The 19,332-nt window shown below is 38.8% G+C and carries 15 protein-coding genes and 2 pseudogenes; 14 read left to right on the top strand and 3 right to left on the bottom strand.

Annotation, left to right across the window (positions count from 1 at the left end):
- The first annotated feature begins 47 nt into the window (after window positions 1-47).
- The 13 genes and pseudogenes from QL995_RS08140 (at window position 48) to QL995_RS08080 (ending at window position 15,006) form a co-directional block, all read left to right on the top strand.
- Complete coding sequence (locus QL995_RS08140; RefSeq protein WP_010553492.1) at window positions 48-1,238, top strand: aromatic ring-hydroxylating dioxygenase subunit alpha; 1,191 nt, start codon at window positions 48-50, stop codon at window positions 1,236-1,238.
- A complete protein-coding gene (locus QL995_RS08135; protein ID WP_290294021.1) occupies window positions 1,238-2,662 on the top strand; it encodes an aldehyde dehydrogenase family protein in 1,425 nt (474 codons plus the stop codon). The genes QL995_RS08140 and QL995_RS08135 overlap by 1 nt, the downstream gene beginning before the upstream one ends.
- A 99-nt stretch (window positions 2,663-2,761) precedes the next feature.
- A pseudogene (locus QL995_RS08130) lies at window positions 2,762-2,923 on the top strand (rubredoxin); the annotation flags it as partial.
- On the top strand, window positions 2,912-4,174 hold the full coding sequence (locus QL995_RS08125; RefSeq protein WP_356947984.1) for an FAD-dependent oxidoreductase: 1,263 nt from the start codon (window positions 2,912-2,914) through the stop codon (window positions 4,172-4,174). The pseudogene QL995_RS08130 and the gene QL995_RS08125, both read left to right, overlap by 12 nt.
- 3 nt (window positions 4,175-4,177) lie before the next feature.
- Complete coding sequence (locus tag QL995_RS08120; RefSeq protein ID WP_039488163.1) at window positions 4,178-5,500, top strand: FAD-binding oxidoreductase; 1,323 nt, start codon at window positions 4,178-4,180, stop codon at window positions 5,498-5,500.
- Window positions 5,497-5,847 (top strand): ethanolamine utilization protein EutQ, encoded by a 351-nt coding sequence (locus tag QL995_RS08115; RefSeq protein ID WP_010553496.1) that lies wholly within the window; start codon window positions 5,497-5,499, stop codon window positions 5,845-5,847. The genes QL995_RS08120 and QL995_RS08115 overlap by 4 nt, the downstream gene beginning before the upstream one ends.
- 241 nt (window positions 5,848-6,088) lie before the next feature.
- The gene (locus tag QL995_RS08110) at window positions 6,089-6,499 is read left to right on the top strand and encodes a hypothetical protein (protein WP_010553497.1); all 411 of its coding nucleotides are present in this window, start codon (window positions 6,089-6,091) and stop codon (window positions 6,497-6,499) included.
- 556 nt (window positions 6,500-7,055) lie between these two features.
- Window positions 7,056-10,148, top strand: coding sequence for a PilC/PilY family type IV pilus protein (locus QL995_RS08105; RefSeq protein ID WP_290293949.1), 3,093 nt, complete (start codon window positions 7,056-7,058; stop codon window positions 10,146-10,148).
- A 432-nt stretch (window positions 10,149-10,580) separates the two neighbouring features.
- The gene (locus tag QL995_RS08100; protein ID WP_290293948.1) at window positions 10,581-12,074 is read left to right on the top strand and encodes a hypothetical protein; all 1,494 of its coding nucleotides are present in this window, start codon (window positions 10,581-10,583) and stop codon (window positions 12,072-12,074) included.
- 236 nt (window positions 12,075-12,310) lie between these two features.
- Complete coding sequence (locus QL995_RS08095) at window positions 12,311-12,649, top strand: hypothetical protein (RefSeq protein WP_007583302.1); 339 nt, start codon at window positions 12,311-12,313, stop codon at window positions 12,647-12,649.
- Window positions 12,642-13,982, top strand: coding sequence for an SPFH domain-containing protein (locus tag QL995_RS08090; protein WP_290293947.1), 1,341 nt, complete (start codon window positions 12,642-12,644; stop codon window positions 13,980-13,982). The genes QL995_RS08095 and QL995_RS08090 overlap by 8 nt, the downstream gene beginning before the upstream one ends.
- Window positions 13,983-14,134: 152 nt before the next feature.
- Complete coding sequence (locus tag QL995_RS08085) at window positions 14,135-14,401, top strand: YrhK family protein (protein WP_024590876.1); 267 nt, start codon at window positions 14,135-14,137, stop codon at window positions 14,399-14,401.
- An 89-nt stretch (window positions 14,402-14,490) separates the two neighbouring features.
- Window positions 14,491-15,006, top strand: a complete 516-nt coding sequence (locus tag QL995_RS08080; RefSeq protein WP_024590877.1) for a M23 family metallopeptidase — start codon at window positions 14,491-14,493, stop codon at window positions 15,004-15,006.
- A gap of 111 nt (window positions 15,007-15,117) precedes the next feature.
- On the opposite strand, the gene QL995_RS08075 is transcribed toward QL995_RS08080, so the two are convergent.
- The gene (locus tag QL995_RS08075) at window positions 15,118-16,287 is read right to left on the bottom strand and encodes an MFS transporter (protein WP_290293946.1); all 1,170 of its coding nucleotides are present in this window, start codon (window positions 16,285-16,287) and stop codon (window positions 15,118-15,120) included.
- Between the two features lie 267 nt (window positions 16,288-16,554).
- On the opposite strand from QL995_RS08075, the pseudogene QL995_RS08070 reads away from it, so the two are divergent.
- Window positions 16,555-16,686 (top strand): annotated as a pseudogene (locus QL995_RS08070) (LysR family transcriptional regulator); the annotation flags it as partial.
- A 19-nt stretch (window positions 16,687-16,705) separates the two neighbouring features.
- On the opposite strand, the gene QL995_RS08065 reads toward QL995_RS08070, so the two are convergent.
- Both QL995_RS08065 and QL995_RS08060 read right to left on the bottom strand, forming a co-directional pair.
- The gene (locus tag QL995_RS08065) at window positions 16,706-17,707 is read right to left on the bottom strand and encodes a LacI family DNA-binding transcriptional regulator (RefSeq protein WP_290293945.1); all 1,002 of its coding nucleotides are present in this window, start codon (window positions 17,705-17,707) and stop codon (window positions 16,706-16,708) included.
- 75 nt (window positions 17,708-17,782) lie between these two features.
- Window positions 17,783-19,309 (bottom strand): MFS transporter, encoded by a 1,527-nt coding sequence (locus QL995_RS08060; RefSeq protein ID WP_290293944.1) that lies wholly within the window; start codon window positions 19,307-19,309, stop codon window positions 17,783-17,785.
- Window positions 19,310-19,332 lie beyond the last annotated feature (23 nt).

Raw genomic sequence — 19,332 nt, 5'->3', positions numbered from 1 at the left:
AGAGTTAGGACTTATCTTTCATCACACACACCGTTTGGAGAAATAGCATGAGCAATGTAAAACAAAAAATAATCCCTATTCAGCAGATTGATCGTGTACTTAATCCTATTCATGAGGCCACAGGGATGCCTAATGAGGCTTATACCAATCCAGAGTATTTTAAATTTGAACGCGATCAGGTTTTTGGCAGCACATGGGTCTGTGTTGGTTTCGCTTCTGATTTGACAAAAAATGGTTACGTAAAGCCAATTAACTTTATGGATTTACCACTTTTACTAATGAAAAACCGCCAAGGCGATGTGCAGGTTTTTCATAATGTATGTAGTCACCGAGGCATGAAGCTGATTCATGAAGAGGGTGAAGTACAAGGCATGATCCGCTGCCCTTATCATTCTTGGACATACGATCTGGACGGTAACTTAAAGGGGACTCCTCATATTGGTGGTATTGCAAAGCATAAAGACGAGCGCTTTAAGTGTGAAAATCATGGGTTAAAAGCACTGCGCTCAGCCATTTGGATGGATATGGTTTTTGTTAACTTGTCGGGCGATGCTGCAAGTTTTGAAGAGCACATTGCACCGCTTGAAAAACGTTGGGAACAATTTATTGGTAATGACGGTTTAGATTTATTGCGTCGCGTAAATATGAGCGGACACATTGAAATAGAAGTAAATAGTAACTGGAAACTAACAATAGAAAACTTTTGTGAAGCCTACCACTTACCTTGGATACACCCCGCTTTAAATAGTTACTCTAAGTTAGAAGATCATTATAACATTATGTTTAATGAGCATTTCTCTGGTCAGGGTAGCTTAGCGTATAACCTTTCTGATACCGCCGGTACACACTTACCTAAATTCCCTAACTGGCCTGAGGACAAGTTACGTCAAGCCGAATATATTGCGCTATTTCCTAATGTTTTAATTGGCATTCAAGCCGACCATGCATTTGCGATGATGATTGACCCGGTAAATACAGATAAAACAGTTGAGCGATTACGCATTTTTTATGTGGGTGACGAGGCAATGAAAGATGAATATGCGGCATGTAGAACGTCGACCGTTGAGTCTTGGCGCGTGGTATTTAGCGAAGACATTATTGCGGTTGAAGGCATGCAGCAAGGACGTTACTCTCCTGGATTTGGTGGTGGTGCTTTTTCTCCGGAAATGGACAAGCCAACTCACTTTTTTCAAACATGGTTAGCAAAACAAGTTAAATCGGCGACGGAGCAAGAGTGATGGCACATTACCTTAATTATATAGGCGGTCAATGGCTTAATGCTGATACCCATATAGATGTAATTAATCCTGCATCTGGGCAGTTATACGCAACAATTGCCAGTGCGACGATTAACGATGCCGATAAAGCGATGGCAGCGGCTAGACAATGCGTTAATAGCGGCGAGTTAAACGATATACGCCCTGTGATGCGCGCACACTGGATGCTCAATGCGGCGCAAGCAATACGAGATATTGCTGATGAAGGGGCGCTCGAGCTATGTCGCGAAAATGGTAAATCTTTGCAAGATGCTAAAGACGAATTTTTAGAATCGGCTCGCTATTTTGAATACTACGCAGGTATGGCGGATAAACTCGAAGGTACCTCTATTCCGCTTGGTAAAGACTACATTGATTTTACTCAATATGTGCCTATGGGTGTATCGGTTCAAATAGTGCCTTGGAATTTTCCAGTGTCTATTTGTGCACGCTCTCTAGCCCCGGCGCTTGCTGCAGGTAATGCCGTAGTTATTAAATCCCCTGAAATATCACCAGTAGGCATGGTGTATTTAATTAGGGCACTTGAAAACTGTGGTTTTCCTAAGGGATCAATAAACTTACTTTGCGGAAAAGGCTCAGTTATAGGTAACCATTTAGTTGAACACGCTGAAGTAAATCAAATTGTTTTTACGGGTTCAGTGCCTACAGGGCAGCATATTCTTAAAGCATCTGCTGCGAGAGCAACACCTTCAGTAATGGAATTAGGCGGTAAATCTGCCGCTATTGTTTTACATGATGCTGACTTACAAAACGTTGTAAGTAGTGTACGCAGCGGGATATTTTTTAATGCTGGACAAGTTTGCTCTGCTATGTCGCGTTTATTAGTACATAAAAGCCGTTATACAGAAGTGAAAGACGCAGTGGTAAAAATGGCTGAAAGCTTATTGATTGGCTCTGGCGAAGAGCAAGCTGATTTAACGCCTGTTGTCTCAAAAGCACAGCAAATCAGTGTTATGGCAATGATCGAGCAAGCTAAAAAAGAAGGCGCAAAAATCATCACCGGTGGCTATATACCTGATATGCCTGGCTACTTTGTAGCACCAACCATAATTGAAGCAACGCCAGAAATGACAATAGCGCAAGAAGAAGTATTTGGCCCTGTACTTGTTGTTATGCCGTTTGATACAGACACTGAAGCTGTTGCTATTGCTAATGGAACCGACTTTGGTTTAGTTGCGGGTGTGTTTGGTGAGGGCTTAAACCATGTATTTAATGTTGCTCAGCAACTTAGAGGTGGCCAAGTGTTTGTTAATGAATGGTTTGCCGGTGGTATTGAAACCCCTTTTGGTGGTGTGGGCTTGTCTGGCTTTGGGCGAGAAAAAGGCCAAGAAGCAATTTATAGCTATGTTCAAACCCGCAATATTGCGATTCGTTTGCATCATTAAAACAATATTTCGGCTTGTTACTCGCATTCACTTCTTATTTTTTTATTCAATAAAGTGAATGCAACAGGTGTTTTAAATAAAGTCAGTAGGATGAGAGATATGAAAAAATGGCTCTGTATTATTTGTGGTCTTATTTACGATGAGGCTCAAGGCTGGCCAGCTGATGGCATTTTACCAGGCACTCGTTGGGAAGATGTACCAGAAGATTGGGTCTGCCCAGATTGTTTAGTAGGTAAAGCTGATTTTGAAATGATGGAGATCACACAAGACGACGTTCAAGTAGCGAGTCATGTGGAGCTAATCGAGCAGGCTCAACCTATTGCAGCACAAGACCTAAAATCAGACATTACTTTAAAACCGATTGTTATTATTGGCAGTGGGCATAGTGGTTATCAAGTAGCGGCAGCACTTCGTAAGCAATCTTCAACGGTCCCTATTACTGTTATTACTGCTGATAACGGCGCGCTTTATAGTAAACCGGCACTATCTAATTCATTTGCATTAGGTAAAAGTTGTGACGATTTACAAAATGAAAGTGCGTTAGAGTGGGAGCAAAGGCTTAATATTCGTGTCTACCCTCATACTCGAGTAGAAAAGATTGATAGGAATAAGCAGACCCTAAATACTAATATTGGCAGTTATGAATATAGCAAGTTAGTACTAGCCACTGGTGCTTCTGCTATTAAAATTCCGATTGCTGGCGATTGTAGTAATGTATTAAGTATTAATGATTTAACAGACTATCGCTGTTTTAAAAATGAGCTTACAGGAAAAAAACGCATCGCTATTCTAGGTGATGGTTTAATTGGCTGTGAATTTGCCAACGATTTGAGTGCAAGTGGTTATGACGTGAGTGTAATTGGTTTAGGTAAATGGCCAATTGAGCGCTTAATTCCACAAATATTAGGAGAGCGTTTAAAGAAATCATTGACCGATATTGGGGTTTCTTGGTTTTTAGAAGACAGTATTTCTCATATTGACGCTGAGCCTGATGGAAGTTCTCAATTACATTTACAAAGTGGAAAAGTAATTGAAGCTGATTTAGTTATATCGGCCGTTGGCTTAAAACCAAATACAGCATTAGCAGAGCAAACTGGTCTTGAAGTTGGCCGAGGTATAAAGGTTAACGACTATGGTCAAACAAGTGATGAAACTATTTTTTCATTGGGTGATTGCGCCGAAACAAGTCAAGGCTGGCAGCCATTTATAGCGCCAATTAATCAGCTTGTGCCTTCATTGGTCTCTTGTTTATTAGGCGACTTGACCAAAGCTATTTTTACATGTTCACCAGTGATAGTGAAAACTCCAATCATGCCTTTATCTATTTATCCTGCGGCAGTAGGGGCACTTGGTGAGTGGCAAATAGAGCAGATTGATGATGGTTTAACTGCTCGGTTTTATTCTGTTGATGGTTTATTACTAGGTTTTGCCCTTTTGGGTAAACAAGCTCAGATAAATAGAAGCCACTTACTTGAGCAGCTTAATACAAAACAGCTTACTGTAGCGGAGTAATAAATGATTCATTTACCAAACGATGATGCTACATGTGGTTGGTATCATGCAATAACTAAAACACCAGAAAAACCTAGACTAACAGGTGAACAAACTGCCGATTACGTTGTACTAGGTGGCGGGTTCGCTGGACTTGCAATGGCTAGGCGACTAGCTTTGCATGCGCCTAATGCACGTATTATATTGATTGATGCGCAGCGTATTGGGCAAGGAGCATCGGGTCGAAACTCAGGCTTTGTAATTGATCTACCGCATAAATTTTCATTAGAGCATCCAGATCCTGCGCATAAGCAAAAGCTACTTAAGCTTAATCGCTCAGCGATAGATCAGCTTTCGAGTTTAGTGTCGAAATATAAGATTGATTGCCAATGGTCTGCAGCTGGTAAATATCAAGGTGCAGTCGGTGAGCGTGGTGAAGCTTACTTAGATCATTTTGAACACTTAATGAAAGATTTAGGTGAGCCTTACCAACATATAAATGGAGATGATCTTTCTAAAGTATTGGGTACAAACTATTACAGTCGCGCTATTTATACACCTGGTGGTTATTTAGTTCAGCCTGCGGCTTTAGCATGCGGGTTAGGAGATAACCTTCCTGATAATGTTGAGGTATTAGAAAACTCGCCAATAAATAACTTATCTAAAGAGCATGGGAAGTGGCTACTGCACTCTAAGCATGGTGTAGTTAAAACACCTAAGTTACTACTTGGTACTAGTATATTTACGCGAGAGTTTGGCTTTTTAAAAAATCGATTATTACCTGTCATGACTTTTGCTAGTTGGACCAGGCCTTTAAACGATGATGAAATGAAAGCGTATACCGGGTTGTTAGATTGGGGCTTAACACCCGCAGATCATGCTGGCACAACGATAAGAATGACAGCCGATCGCCGCATATTAATTCGTAATACTTACAAGCATGTCGATAAATACGGTGCTAGTTCCACTGTAAATGAAAATGTGCGTAAACAGATTCAGGATGATCACCGTAAAGTATTTTTAGCACGTTATCCTCAGTTAATTGACGTTCCTTTTACCCATTCGTGGGGAGGTACTTATGCAATTTCTCGTAATTTTACCAACTTTTTTGGCGAATTAGATGATGGCGTATATGCCAGTGCATGTGATAACGGTGTAGGCATTGCGTGGGGGACTGTGTCGGGAACATTATTAGCTGATTTAGTGATGGGCGAACAATCAGAATCCCTCGACGATATTCAACACGTTACAGGTATGCCCAGCCTTAATCCTCCAGAGCCGTTTTTAGGTATTGGTGTTAAAAGCCGAATTAGTTTAGCTAAATGGTTAAGCCGGAGCGAAATATGAAACAAGTTAAATTAGTAGACAGCAAAAATCTAGATTTTAATGTTAGAGGGGAGACCCTTGGTATGGCTTATGTTGCACGTGCTTTAAGCACAGAAATATCACCTCACATTGGAGTGGGTTTTGCTAAGTGGGAAGGGGCGAAAGTTGCTTGGACCGTTTTATACGATGAAGTTATTTTTGTAATTGAAGGGTGCTTTGAGCTAACTGCAAATGGAGAAACGCATTTGGTTCATCCGGGTCAAATGTTATGGATACCTGAGAATACAGAATTGGTATACGGCGGGCATGCGTTATTTGGCTATGTGGTACACCCAGGTAATTGGAAAGAAATACATGGAATAGTTTAATTTTTAAATCTACACATAGTTCCTGAGCCCTTAGTGCAACCAAACTAAGGGCTTTTTTAGTATATTAGAAGAACTCAATTTTTGTAATTTAGGTAAATTTAAAACCAAATATTAGACTAAAGTCTATAGGTTAGATTTATTCACTTATTAGGTTTGTTTTTATCGTTTGTCGGTTTTGTGTTAATTCTCTAAAGTTTAGTTGTCGGCAACAAGTACGACTTAACTAATTAGGAATATAATCATGAAATTTACACTTTTAAAAACCATCGCTCTTGGCTCATTATTAACTTGCTCAGCTGCTGCAATGGCTAATCAAGGTGATTATAAATTAATGGTTATTGAAGACTCTGTAACTGCAGCACCTGCATTTGAAAAATCATTTAATAGCTGTGCTTTAACTGTTGAATCAAAAAACTACGAAGAAGCAGAAGCTATTTGTACACAAGCAATTGCATTGCTTAAGCAAAGCCATGGTCCGCGTTTAAAAGTACGTGAACTTACATCGTTTGCATTAAGTAACCGTGGTGTAGCGCGTATTAAGGCTCAAAAAGACACTGCTGGTATTTCTGATTTATATGAAGCGGTTCAAATTTCTAAAAACTCACTTGTAACACATAACTTAACTCGCGCTAAAAAAGAGTTATCTTTATAAGAATGCTTGTATAAAGCGCTGATAATTTAGCGAGAGTATAAAAGCCCATATTAGGTAGCACCTAATATGGGCTTTTTTGTATGTTTGCATAACCGTAGTTACTTATAAATACACTCATTTTAATAAAGCAGCTTTACTGAATAATAGTGTTTTTAAGAGTGATTTTTAAAACTTTGTTTTACTAATTTATAGTAGTAAGTACTTGTTACCTAAAACATAGATCTATAAATATAAAAGTATAGGTAAAAACATTATTTTTTGACGTGACTTAACTATTCAGTAAAACGGGATTGTTTTATTTAAGTGGTTGTTTTTAATTGATAATAAAACCTAATACCTTTGACTTTAGTCTGTTTTTATTTAAAAATCGAAATGATATATATTTTATAGTATTAACGACACGTGAATGCTAATCACTGTTTTGTGGTAAATAGCTAGATATTACCTTTGTTTTAATTTTTAGTCCCACCTCCATATTACTAATAATTAAACACGGAATAGAGTAGTTATTAACTTGCGCAATAAAAATAAAAAGCGCAAATAAAGGGATTTAAAAATGCAATTCAAACTAAAAAAAATAGCTGCCTTGTTATTCGGGGTGGGTATTAGCCTTTCTGTATTTGCCGAAGATATAGAGCTATACGTAAACCATAATGTTAAAACCGACGAAAACCCTCGTGTACTTATTGTGTTTGATACTTCAGGAAGTATGAAGACTAAGTTGCCTAATGGGGGGCCTAGAAAAATCGATGCTGGTATAAGCGCTATGACCCAATTAGTAAATGATAACAGCTCGATTGATTTTGGTTTAATGCGTTTTAATGGCAATGATGGTGGTTATGTTATGGCTGGCCTAGGCTCCTCACATGATAAAATATTGGGTCAAATAAAAAAGCTGCCAGCTAGCGGGAATACACCTATCACTGAGACCTTATGGGAAGCTTACCTATATATGACGGGGCAGACGGTTTGGTATGGGCAAAATACGGACAAACGCGATACTACGATTGAGAGAGAGCAAAGTGGTAGTGATATACCTCGTTATGTTTCTCCTTTTCAACAGGCTGTTGGTGCAGATGAGCGTTGTGATAACTCAATTAGCTTAATATTAATGACTGATGGTGATCCGACACAAGATATTACCCGAAATGATGATATAAGAGCTTTATACAAATCTACTTTTGGTTCATATCCTAGTACTACAAGTAATAGTTATTTAGCCGCTTTAGCTCAAATAATACATGGCACAAGAGATGTTGAAGTTGACTTGTACGAGACCACGCCAGAGGTTGCCGATACTGGGCGAGTTTTTACTATCGGTTTTGGTAGTGGCATGAGTACAAATGGTAAAAAGTTATTAGAAAAAACCGCTTTATTGGGAGGAGGCGAGTACTTACATGCAGATACATCGACTGAACTTTCTGAAGCGCTTAATAATACAATATCGAAAATACGCGAAGTTAACGATAGTTTTTCATCTCCTACGGTAGCAAGTAATAATGTTGACCAAACACGTAGCCGAGAGTCAATTTACTTTGCGATGTTTTACCCTGAAACAGGCGCACGTTGGAGCGGGAATTTAAAAAAGCTTAAAGTGTCTGGTGCAAATATTGTAGATTCAACTGATAAAATAGCTCTTGATGAAAATGGGTTAATTGATGAGAAAGCGCGAACATTTTGGCTGCCAACTAATAAGCCTGCAGATGGGAATTTAGTAGCTCAGGGTGGCGTAAATTTACTTTTATCAACTTTAGACCCTGATAGCCGTAAAATCTACATAGATAAAACGGGCAGTATTATTGATTTTACTTTTGATAAAGTACAAACCATTTTAAATTTAGCGACAAGTACAGTTACCGATCTTGCCCCTGATTTGATTCCTAATATCGGGTTAACTTTACAGGAGAGTGATATTAACTGGGCACGAGGGGTTGATGTTGATAATGAAGATGGAGATGACTCATCAGTAGATCAGCGAATCAATATTTTTGGCGACCCTTTGCATTCAAAACCGGTATCTATAGATTACGGCGATGGAAGTATTCATATACTTGTTGGTACTAATGCCGGCTTTTTACATATGTTTGAAGACAAAGGCGATACTGTTGAAGAAAAGTGGGCTTTTACACCTGCTGCCTTATTAAAAAACATTCCGGCTTTGCGTAGTAATCTTGCAAATACTAAAGTGTATGGCATGGATGGGCCTATAAGTGTGTTCTTTAATAATAAAGGCTCAAATAGCGAAGGGTTAAACGATGGTGTTATTAGAGCAAGTGATAATGATGAAGTATGGGCATTTGCAGGCATGCGCAGAGGCGGTAAAAATTACTACGGCCTGGATATAAGTGACCCCAAAAAACCTAAGAAATTATGGAATAAGCCAATTGTTGGTGGCTCAGAAGAATTTAAATATTTAGCACAAACATGGTCTAAACCTCAAATTGCATACATTAAAGCCTTTGGTGAGGATCCATTGCTAATATTTGGCGCAGGCTACGATACAAACAAAGATAATGCGATTAGAACAACAGATGAAACCGGGCTAGGTATCTACATTGTTAATGCTAAAACTGGCGAAAAGGTATGGGCGCTGACTCCAGATGAACATGGTTTTACCGGAGAGCACAGTATTGCAGCGGATGTAACTACGCTTGACTCAGATTACGACGGGTACATCGACCGAATTTATGCAACCGATACTGGCGGTAATATTTGGCGAGTAGATATTCCTAGTGAAGATGAAGGTGATATTACCCATTTTAAACTTGCTGAGCTTGGCAGTACATTAGCGTCGCAAGACAGACGTTTTTTTTACAAACCATTAGTTGCTAGAACGCTGTTTAGTAAAGTCACTAAAACCAATTATGGTGGTGAAATGATCACCACCCGTTTAGATACCCCGTACGACGCAATAGTTATAGGTAGCGGAAATCGTTCAAACCCACTTGCTACTAATGAGCAAGATCAGCTGTATATGATCCGTGATGAAAACACCCTAACAAAAATATTTACTGAATTTCCAGCCCCAATAGTGCCAGATGATTTAATGAAAATGAATGAAGACCCATTTGGTAACGCACTTGATGACGTTGATAAATTTGTTAATCTTGAAGTTAAGTTAGCCGAATTTAAAGGATGGCGATATGAATTAGGGACGGGCGAAAAGTCCCTTGCTGCAGCAACGGTCGTTGGTGGGGTTGCTTACTTTACTTCCTTTACGCCTGCATCTTCATCATCAACACAAAACCAATGTTCGTTAACGGGTGGCGGAGGTTCGCTTTATGCCTTTCATTTGCATTATGGAACGAAGGTTTATGACGATGTGAAATTTGCAACAAGTAATGATGTACCAGATACACCGAAACTATTTTTTGGGGAAGGCCCGTCGTGTGCAGATAATGATGCGGATGGTAAGTGCGATTGGGATGATGCAACGGATGTAACGCAAGTTAGTCAGTTTTATTTAATAGGCCCTGGGGTTAAAGGTTCTGATAAGCCGATAAAAGCTATTGAAATACTTGGGCCAAATTTAAATGTTGAAGGTGGAAAAGTTAAGCTAGTAAATGGCGCTGAACCAATTGGTTTTGGCTTTAAAACCCAACAAACATATATTTATAAACGCGAAGAAAACGATAGTCAGGCACATTAAAAACACGATGTTATAGACATAAGCCACCTTAATTAGGTGGCTTTTTAATTTTAAGAGCGAATCAAAAATGCTGATGGTTTGCTTATATAATTGGTTTAGAGTTTTCGAAGCGCTCTAAACCAACCCATGTATGATACACATTCGTTTACAAAATACTGCCTATCACTCAAGCCCTTTATTTTAGGTACCTGTAGTCCATATTAGTCAACAATAGCTGGTCTTAGTTATATTTAATTAACAAATGTAAGAGCAAAATTTAACATGGCGTGTCATCATATAGGTACAGGGCATGTTAACTTGTTGCCATCCCCCCATAAATATTCAATAAATTTCTGTTGTTTAAATTTACTTGTTATTTATTAAAGTAACCAATTCAATTTATAACAATATGATTTTTAATAATAATTAAAGTGCAAAAAAGGAAGTATTTGTATGTTTTTTAAAAAAAGTCAGTTAGCTATTTCATTAGCGTTTACGCTAGGCCTTGTTGGATGTGGCGGCGGTGGCGATGATAAAGTGGTCGTTGTAGAGCCAGTTGTAGCTAAGCCTGACCCTATAAAAGTAGACCCCGTAGAAGTTAACACTATCTCTCTTACTGGAAAGGTTATTGATGGCTATGTATCTGGTGCAATAGTATGGCTAGATATTGATGGCGATGGTACTTTTGATGAGCAAACAGAACCTTCTGTAGTCTCTGAAGAATCGGGTAATTATAGTTTTAATTTTACAGAAGAGCAGGCGCTGTGTGTGCCGTATTCAACTATGTATGTTGATGTACCGGTTGGCGCAATTGACGAGGATTTAGGAGAGGTAACACAAGCGTATCAAATGTCATTTCCACCCTCAATTGAGGCTTTAACTGATGAAGATATTCGAAATATATCACCTTTAACAACTGTTATTTGGGAGCAGTTGAGCCTTCAATTACAAAAAAATGGTAACAACAATTTAAGTTGTGATGCACTTAAAGAAAATACTGAGTTACTTGCAAATCTTCAAAGCGAAATAACAAATGTTATGCAAAACTTGGTTGCGCATTATAATTTGTCGACTGAACAAATGTACTCAGATTTTATTGCCAATAGTGACAGTGATGCTTACGACAGAGCACAGGCGATTGTTAAGGGATTAAAAGCTGCCTATAAATTCAAGCAAGAACTAGATGCTCAGTTTCCTGATGCAGAAGAAGTAAGAGCAGTGATTTACCAAGACACAGCAAAAGATGCAGAGTATGGATTTGAAAATGCATGGTACCGCGATAAAGTTATTTTTGCAGGCGCTGAACTTATTTATGAGCAAGTAAAGCTTCAAAATACAGACGAACTCGACAAAATTGACGTTATTTTGTCTCGATTGGATTCAACAGATACGCCTTGGGGCGAAGAATCGTTAAATGGAAAATTAACAGTTAGAGACGATGTTTACATTAACGCCGATCGTACTTACCGATGCTCTAGCATTGAGAACGTTAGTTTTGAGCAAAGCAATGTGCTTTATGGCGTTGATAATACAAGCCCATCGGTTAACTTCCCAACAGCAGATGAATGCGTTAGTGCTAATTTAGATACACCGTTCGAGCGAGGTTTTAGCATTAGCTATACTGAGTCAGGATCGTTTTACCAAACTGACTTTGCCTTTAGAGAGGAAAATGCTAACTTTCAAACATTATCTGATTGGGTAAATGTTAAAGACAAAGCTGCTGATTTAGAAACTCAAGATTTAGTTACTGTACTCGCTGCTATGCCTTATAAGTTTGATGACGAAACATCTATTGATGCTAGCTTTTGGCGTAAATACAAAACCACAGACAACGTACGTATTATTAAAACGATTGAAGGGAAATGGTTTAGAGATACTCGCCAAGAAGATGGAACAATGCTGCATGAGTGCGGTGAAAATGGTGTTGACTGGGTGCAATGCGAATAATTTAAAAGGCACTTTAATAAATATTAGCTTAATGCCAGTCAGTTAATAACTGACTGGCATTTTTTTGTTTGAAAAAGCTTACTTTTATGTGCGCTTATAACTGTATACCTGATGAACTTTATTTTTAATCTGTTTTTTACTCGGGTTTACTGTAAAATTACTGGGTTAACATTTGTTAAGCAATGCTTACAATTGTTATTGCTCATTAAGTATTTAAACTAATTTAAGTAGAGCTTATGATTTTTTATATTATAGGGTTAAGTTTACTTGTCATTATTTTATGCGTTGCACTTTATGTAATTTACAGCAACGTACATAAAAGTCGGGTAAGAAAATCCAAAGAATACAACGTACTGTTTGATAAAGACACGATAGTGGATGATTTAATCACTCAACTAACAGAAAAAAATCAAACACAAGAAAACCAAGATAAAACAGCTAAAGGTAAAGAAGAAATCCTTGCAATATTTGTTGAGTTACATCGCTCTGGTAGCTTTTGCGCACATTTGAGTGAACAGGAAATTATTTACTTTGTTAAAAAGAAATTAAACATGGAGAGTAGTAAAAATGGATAGCGAAAAAGCAGTCCCAGCAGTAAAAAGTGACTCATTTATGAGTCGATTTGGTCGTCGTAATGTAATTGTTGTTTCATCAATTGTTGTTGTATTAGCCGTAATTGCAACGCTTACATCGCAAGTTGTTTCGTGGAATGAAGCAGATGAGCGTTTAGTACATCAATCAGCTTTTACAGGTAACTTAACCGTAATAAATCAAGCCGGCCCTTATTTAAAAGCGTTTGGTACTACATCGGCTTATAAAAAAGTAATTTCGATTAACTTTACGGGCGATACCGGTGCAACAGCAAGCGCAATTGTACCGCTAATACCAATTCGATTTTTAGATACTACAACGGGTGGCGCACGAGGTGTCTCTCGTTTTAGATTGCCAGGCAATGTACCAGCAGCAGAATCGGGTGCTTTACGTGGTTTACTTAAAATACACGAAGAGTTTGGTTCACAAGAAACATTAATATCTAATTTATTAATGCGTGCCACCACTGAAAATGTAAAAGCGTCGGCGCGTATGATGTCGGTAGAGCAACATTACTCTGGTGGTAATGGTCAATTAAGCCAAGATTTTGCTGATCAATTAACAAACGGTATTTTTGTTACTGAACAAATTATTAGTACGGGTGAGCGCGATAAATCTGACGATTTAGGTAATTTAAGTAAACAGCAGCGTGTCACTATTAATATTAAAATGGACGATGAAGGTAATACACTGCGTAATGCACCTATTTTAGGCGCTTACGGTATTACAGTAGTTGATGCCAGCATTATTGATATTGACTACGAAAGCAAAGTAAATGCTCGCCTTGAAGCGCAAAAGCAAGCTGCTGCTGATGAAGCACTAGCGCGTCAAAACCTTAAAAAAGCTGAGCAACAAGCACGTACTGAAGTGGCTTTAGGTGAACAAGCAATTGCTAAGCAACGTGCTGAATCTGAAAAGCTAAAAATAAAAGAGCAAATTGATGCTGAGCGAATTAAGGCAAATGCTATTATTTCTGCGCAGCAACGAGTGGCTGTAAAAGCGGAGCTTGCAAAAGAGCAAGAAGAGATTTTAAAGCAACAACGCTTAGAAGCATTAGGTATGGACGTTTTAGCTGAGGCTCGTTTAAGAGCTAAGTCTGCTGCACTTGATCCTAAGTATGTATTTGATGAAACGCTAAAAGCAGAAGTTAAAATTCAAACTGCTTTATTTACAAGCTTAGGTAATAGCCGTTTAGTGCCTGAAATTGTAATAGGCGCAGGCCAAGGCGAGCAAAGTAATGGCTCTGAATTTATGCGTTTATTAGCCGCTGACGCTGCATTAAGCCTTAAGAAACGTTTAGAAAAAGATAAAAAATAAACGATTAGTTAAGTATTGCACAAACAATAAAAACGTTGGCTGATTCGCATCGGCCAGCGTTTTTTATTGCGTAAATTTTGTTATTGTATGGTGCGGTTTAGCTTGTGAAAACAAGCTTTTTAAATTATGAAATAAAAGAGTGAGCAGTACTTATGGACTCCAGTAATCAGTTTATTTTAGATTTAGGGCAAGAGCATATTACTATTCAGCGTCGATATGAAGCGCTGGGAGCGTTTAACGATTTTTTGATTGCTGTGTGGTTTTTAATTGGCAGTTTTTTCTTTTTAAATGATGCATTAGTGCAAAGTGGCACATGGTTGTTTATAGCGGGCAGTGCTCAATTGCTTATAAAACCTGTTTTGAAATTGATCAGCTTAGTGCATGTTAGTCGGGTATTTCATTCAAATAAAACTCCATAAATAAAACCATAAATACGACTCATGATGAGTTCAGTTATTATGGCTAATAATTTACCAGTATAAGTTATTTAAATATCAAGGATTGAAAAGTGAAAGTACTTAAGTGGATTGCAATTGGAATAGCTACTTTATTAATTATAGGCTTACTAATTCCCGAAAAAATAATGATTCCGGTACAAGGTGCTACAAGTAAAGATTGGAACCATAATACATTTTGGTATGAACCTTGGGGTAGGTCGGGTGTGCACAAAGGGATTGATATTTTTGGCACAAAAAATACCCCCGTAGTTGCCTCAACAAGCGGTGTTGTTATATTTGCAGGTGAGTTAACTCGCGGTGGTAAAGTGGTTGCGGTGCTTGGGCCTAAATGGCGCGTGCATTACTTTGCACATTTAAATGACTACTCTGTAAGTACAGGTGATGTAGTAAGCATAAACAGTCAAATTGGATTACTGGGCGATACCGGAAATGCAGCAGGAAAACAGCCTCATGTGCATTATTCTATTTTATCGTTAGTGCCCATGCCGTGGCTTTTTACAACGCAAAACCAAGGGTGGAAAAAGATGTTTTTTTTGAGCCCACATAAAAAACTCACTGCTAAATAATTACTTCATTATTTATAAATGACCTTTGTGTAAATAATAGTTTTAGCTGTTAAAGCAAGGTATTTAACAGCTAGAATTAGTTAATAAGTAAGCGTGTATTTAAGCTAGAGGTTAGCCTGCAACAGGTGTTTTACCTGCGCGAATATTTTTAATGCTTTTAATAAACATATAAATACAGGTAGTGATTAAACAGCCTGCTAAATAAAACACAATACCGTTTGGTGCATCAGATAAATTTGCGGCGAGCATAGGGCCAAATACCGAACCAATACTATAACTGAGCAGCATAACCTCAGTTGCCGATACTATTTTTGCCATTGGCAATGAGTCGCACGCAAGTGTTATAGCAATCGGGTAAAGTGCAAAGCTGCACGCGCCTAGTATTAAGTAGCTCACTATTAATCCTGCTAAAGTGTTTGCTTGTAATATACCCACAGCACCGGCTGCGCCTACTAAACAAAACATACCCATCAATAAGCTTTTTTCAAGCCGAGTAGATAAGTAACTTACAAGCGGCTGCACGACCATGCCGCCTAAAATAATAACCGCCATAAGTGTCCCTGTGTACTGAGCTTGATCAGTCTGCGCTGAAATATAAACCGGCATTAAGCCGTAAATAGGGCCCAGTAATAAGCCTGATGCCAAGCATCCGAGCATTGCAGGGTGGCTTAGTGTTTTTATTTCTTTTAGTGGTAGTTTTTCAAGATGCTGTTTTTCGGGCTGACCTTTGGTTATTAATAAAGGCGCTAAAATAGCTAAAAATAATAACGAGGCTACAAATAAATAAGGCGTTGAACCTTCGGTGCCAAGCGGCCCTATAGCAAGCTGACCTACGGCGCTGCCCCCATAAAGTGAGGTCATGTATAAGCCCAAACGTTTAGCACGCGACTTTGCTGTGTTGGTCATTAATAACCAAGACTCAACAACGACAAACACACCGGCAACAGCAACACCTGCTACAAATCGTGCAATTAACCAGTTAACGGTATTTGGCAGTGCAAGTTGTGCAAGCACACTTACTATTAATAAGCTTAAAAATAATATAAATGCGAATCGATGACCAATTTTTACCACAATGCGCTCTATTGTGGTGGCGCCAATAAGTAAGCCAAAGTAAAAAATGCTCGCAAGCCAAGGCGCTAGGTTTTCATCAAGTTTAAATGCGGGTAACGACAGCGGAATAAGGCTCATTAAAAAGCCGGATGCGATAGCAAAAAATGACAGCCCGATAACGGGTGCTAAAGGGTTATTAGAGGTGCTTGTGGCGGCTGATTCTGCCATTTGTGTTTATCGACTCTTGAAGGTAAATAACCACTGTTTTAAAGTTTGAGAGGTTACTTTAATAATAAAATTTGCGCGAATTTAGAGCCAAATTAAAAATAAGTAAAGTGATATTTTATTAAACAATATAAATAAACTTTAAAACGATCTTTTTGGTAAATTATCGGATCTATTATGCTTTTTATTGTAGTGTTTTTATGTAGATATTGTTTTATATTTGTGAGCATTTATTAGTGTTAAACCCTGTGTAGAATAGGGTTTAACAGTTTTGTAATGCGAACAGATAGACACATATCGCATGCTGCACGTAACTTTTTAAAGTTTGCGCAGCAGCACGTAGAGCAATATTTAGATACGCAGTGGGTGCGTAACGAGTTACATAACTTAGATTTAAACTAGATTTAAATTAGGTTTAAAGTTAATTAATGTCGGGTGTTGAGTCTCTTAAAATAAGCTTTGGCTGAAACACGTGCTTTACTGTTATGCCGCTTTTTTTGTAAATATCTTTAAGCACTAAGTTAGCCGCAGCTCGGCCCATTTCGGGAACTGGGTTATCTATTGTAGTCAGTGTTGGGTAGAGATAATTGGTAAAAATTACGTTATCGAACCCAATAATGGCTAAATCTTTTGGCAGGTTAAAACCGTGTTCGCGGGCGTATTTCATGGCACCCGATGCCATTTCGTCATTGGCACATACAATGGCGGTTATTTGCGCTTTATTTTGAATAAAATGCCTTAAGCCGTCGCTTCCGCCGGTTTCTTTAAAGTCGCCTATGTAAAATAGCTTTTCGTCAAAGGTTAGATTGTACTCTGCTAGGGCTTGTTTGTGACCTTTTAAACGATTTGACGCATCTTCTTTAAACTGCGGGCCTGCTATGTACGCAATGTTTTTATGGCCTTTGTTGATCATGGCTTTAGTGGCTAAGTAGCCGCCCATTACGTTGTCGAGGCTAATGCAGTTTTCTTCAATTTCTTTAACGTAGCGGCTCATCAAGTAAATAGGGGTTTTGCCTTTACTTAACTCAATTAGATACTCGTTTGATACCGCTTCTACGTGGGCAATAATAGCGTCGCAATTACGGCCTATTAAAAACTCAAAGCCGCTTTTTTCTTTTTTCTCGTCACTGTGCCCAGGCGTAATAATAACGTGTTTACCCGCAATACGAAGGTGCTCTTCAATGGCTGACATCATTTGACCAAAAAACGGACCATCCAACTCAGAAACTAAAATACCGACGCTGTTTGTAGTGCTAGACGCCAAAGAGCGAGCAATAGAACTTGGCTGGTAGCCTAGCTCTTTCATTGCTTCTAATACCTTTTTTTTAGTTTTTTTGCTTACGTAGTCGTTGTCGTTAAGTACCCTTGAAACAGTTGATAAAGACACACCTGCCATTTCTGATACTTGATAAATTGTCGCCATTGATGTCCTAGCTTATATGTGTTTTTACTCGCGCTTTATAAAAATATAAAGCGCGAAGAATCATTAAAAGTTAATTTACACATTACTGCGTCTAATTGCTAAGTCTTCTGTTATTTTTTGCGTCATCGCTGAAGTAAGCGGATAAATAAGCATCAATGCGGCACCTAAAAAAGCAAATGCGGCAGGTATCCAGCTCATAAGTAACTGCATACCAGGTAGGGCTTGCGTAATTGTTAGCTCATCCATACCGTTATAGCCGTAGCCTGCAAGTACCACTAATACTAATGCACCGGCAAAACCACCACCGGTTTTTTGCACAAATGTACCCGCAGAATAAATAAGGCCTGTAGCGCGGCGTTTGTTTTTCCACTCTGAATAATCGGCTGAATCACCAAGCATACTAAAAAATAATGTTGGCATCATCGCGGCAAAAAATTCAGCAGCGCAACCAAAGGTAAATACAGCAACCAGGTTATCGCTAGGCACCCAGTAAAATGCAGTAGTGAGTATGCCGCTTAGCATTAATGATGCAATAAATAGGTTTCGTTTACCCATAATTTCGGCTAGTTTACCTGTGGCAAGTGCGCCTAATATAGATACAACCAACAAGGCAATAAAGTATTGCCCAGCCATGAGTTCATTGGCTACGTGGTACTTAAAGTAGTACGCAATTACACCGTATTTTATGCCATTAAACATCATGGTTAAAAAACCAATGCCGAGTAATACTAACCAAGGTTTGTTGGTCAGAAGATCAACCATGTCGCGCTGTGATCCTGTTAGGCTTTGCTTATCTTTATTGAGTAATTTTTTAATAACGAATGTCATTGCTGCCATAACAAGGGCAAAAAATACGCCGCTGTATAAATCGCGGTAATAAAAAAACAAGGTAGTAGCAAGCAAAGGTAGGATTATAAATGGCAGGCTTTTGGTTAAATCAAACAACTCTGATTTTAAATTCCCTTCATTTGAGGTGTGCGGTGTTACACGCTCTTTAGTGGTCGCAAACGTTATAATCATTAAAATAATAAGTAAGCTGGCAAATAAGTACATAGTAAGCTGATAGCCTTTGGCATCGTCGCCGCCACCAAAAAAAGCTACTAGCTCAGGTAAAAAACCCATAACCAATAAGCCACCAGTAAATGCACCTGCAAACCTAAAACCAGAGAGCTTTGTGCGCTCTGTATCGTCTGGTGTCATTACGCCCATAAGTGCCGAGTAGGGCACGTTACTTACGGTGTAGGCAAGCGTTAAACCAATGTAGGTTACGTAGGCATAAATAAGTTTGTTGGTGGTGCTAAAGTCGGGTGTAGTAAAACACAACACCATAAACAAGCCCAAAAACGGTGCCGAATAGAGTATCCACGGTCGAAACTTACCAAAGCGCGACTGCGTTCTGTCGGCAATCATACCCATAATAATATCGGTTACGCCATCAGACAGCCTTACAACCAAAAACAACATGGCAGCGGCAGCCGCCGATATGCCAAATGTATCGGTGTAAAACACCGCTAAATAAGCAAGCGCGCCGCGCCATACTAAGTTAGCGCCGGCATCGCCCATGGCGTAACCGACTTTTTCGTATAAAGGGAGTTTGTTCACAGTGTGTTCTTATTGTTATAAGC

Source organism: Pseudoalteromonas sp. APC 3358 (assembly GCF_030408075.1).
GTDB classification, from domain to species: domain Bacteria; phylum Pseudomonadota; class Gammaproteobacteria; order Enterobacterales; family Alteromonadaceae; genus Pseudoalteromonas; species Pseudoalteromonas arctica.
This window is presented reverse-complemented; position numbering and strand designations above follow the sequence as displayed.

Coding starts and splice junctions, on each gene's coding strand:
- QL995_RS08085 (WP_024590876.1), top strand. CDS start 14,135: ATGGACTCCAGTAATCAGTTTATTTTAGATTTAGGGCAAGAGCATATT.
- QL995_RS08105 (WP_290293949.1), top strand. CDS start 7,056: ATGCAATTCAAACTAAAAAAAATAGCTGCCTTGTTATTCGGGGTGGGT.
- QL995_RS08140 (WP_010553492.1), top strand. CDS start 48: ATGAGCAATGTAAAACAAAAAATAATCCCTATTCAGCAGATTGATCGT.
- QL995_RS08100 (WP_290293948.1), top strand. CDS start 10,581: ATGTTTTTTAAAAAAAGTCAGTTAGCTATTTCATTAGCGTTTACGCTA.
- QL995_RS08090 (WP_290293947.1), top strand. CDS start 12,642: ATGGATAGCGAAAAAGCAGTCCCAGCAGTAAAAAGTGACTCATTTATG.
- QL995_RS08125 (WP_356947984.1), top strand. CDS start 2,912: ATGATGGAGATCACACAAGACGACGTTCAAGTAGCGAGTCATGTGGAG.
- QL995_RS08120 (WP_039488163.1), top strand. CDS start 4,178: ATGATTCATTTACCAAACGATGATGCTACATGTGGTTGGTATCATGCA.
- QL995_RS08110 (WP_010553497.1), top strand. CDS start 6,089: ATGAAATTTACACTTTTAAAAACCATCGCTCTTGGCTCATTATTAACT.
- QL995_RS08135 (WP_290294021.1), top strand. CDS start 1,238: ATGGCACATTACCTTAATTATATAGGCGGTCAATGGCTTAATGCTGAT.
- QL995_RS08065 (WP_290293945.1), bottom strand. CDS start 17,707: ATGGCGACAATTTATCAAGTATCAGAAATGGCAGGTGTGTCTTTATCA.
- QL995_RS08075 (WP_290293946.1), bottom strand. CDS start 16,287: ATGGCAGAATCAGCCGCCACAAGCACCTCTAATAACCCTTTAGCACCC.
- QL995_RS08095 (WP_007583302.1), top strand. CDS start 12,311: ATGATTTTTTATATTATAGGGTTAAGTTTACTTGTCATTATTTTATGC.
- QL995_RS08115 (WP_010553496.1), top strand. CDS start 5,497: ATGAAACAAGTTAAATTAGTAGACAGCAAAAATCTAGATTTTAATGTT.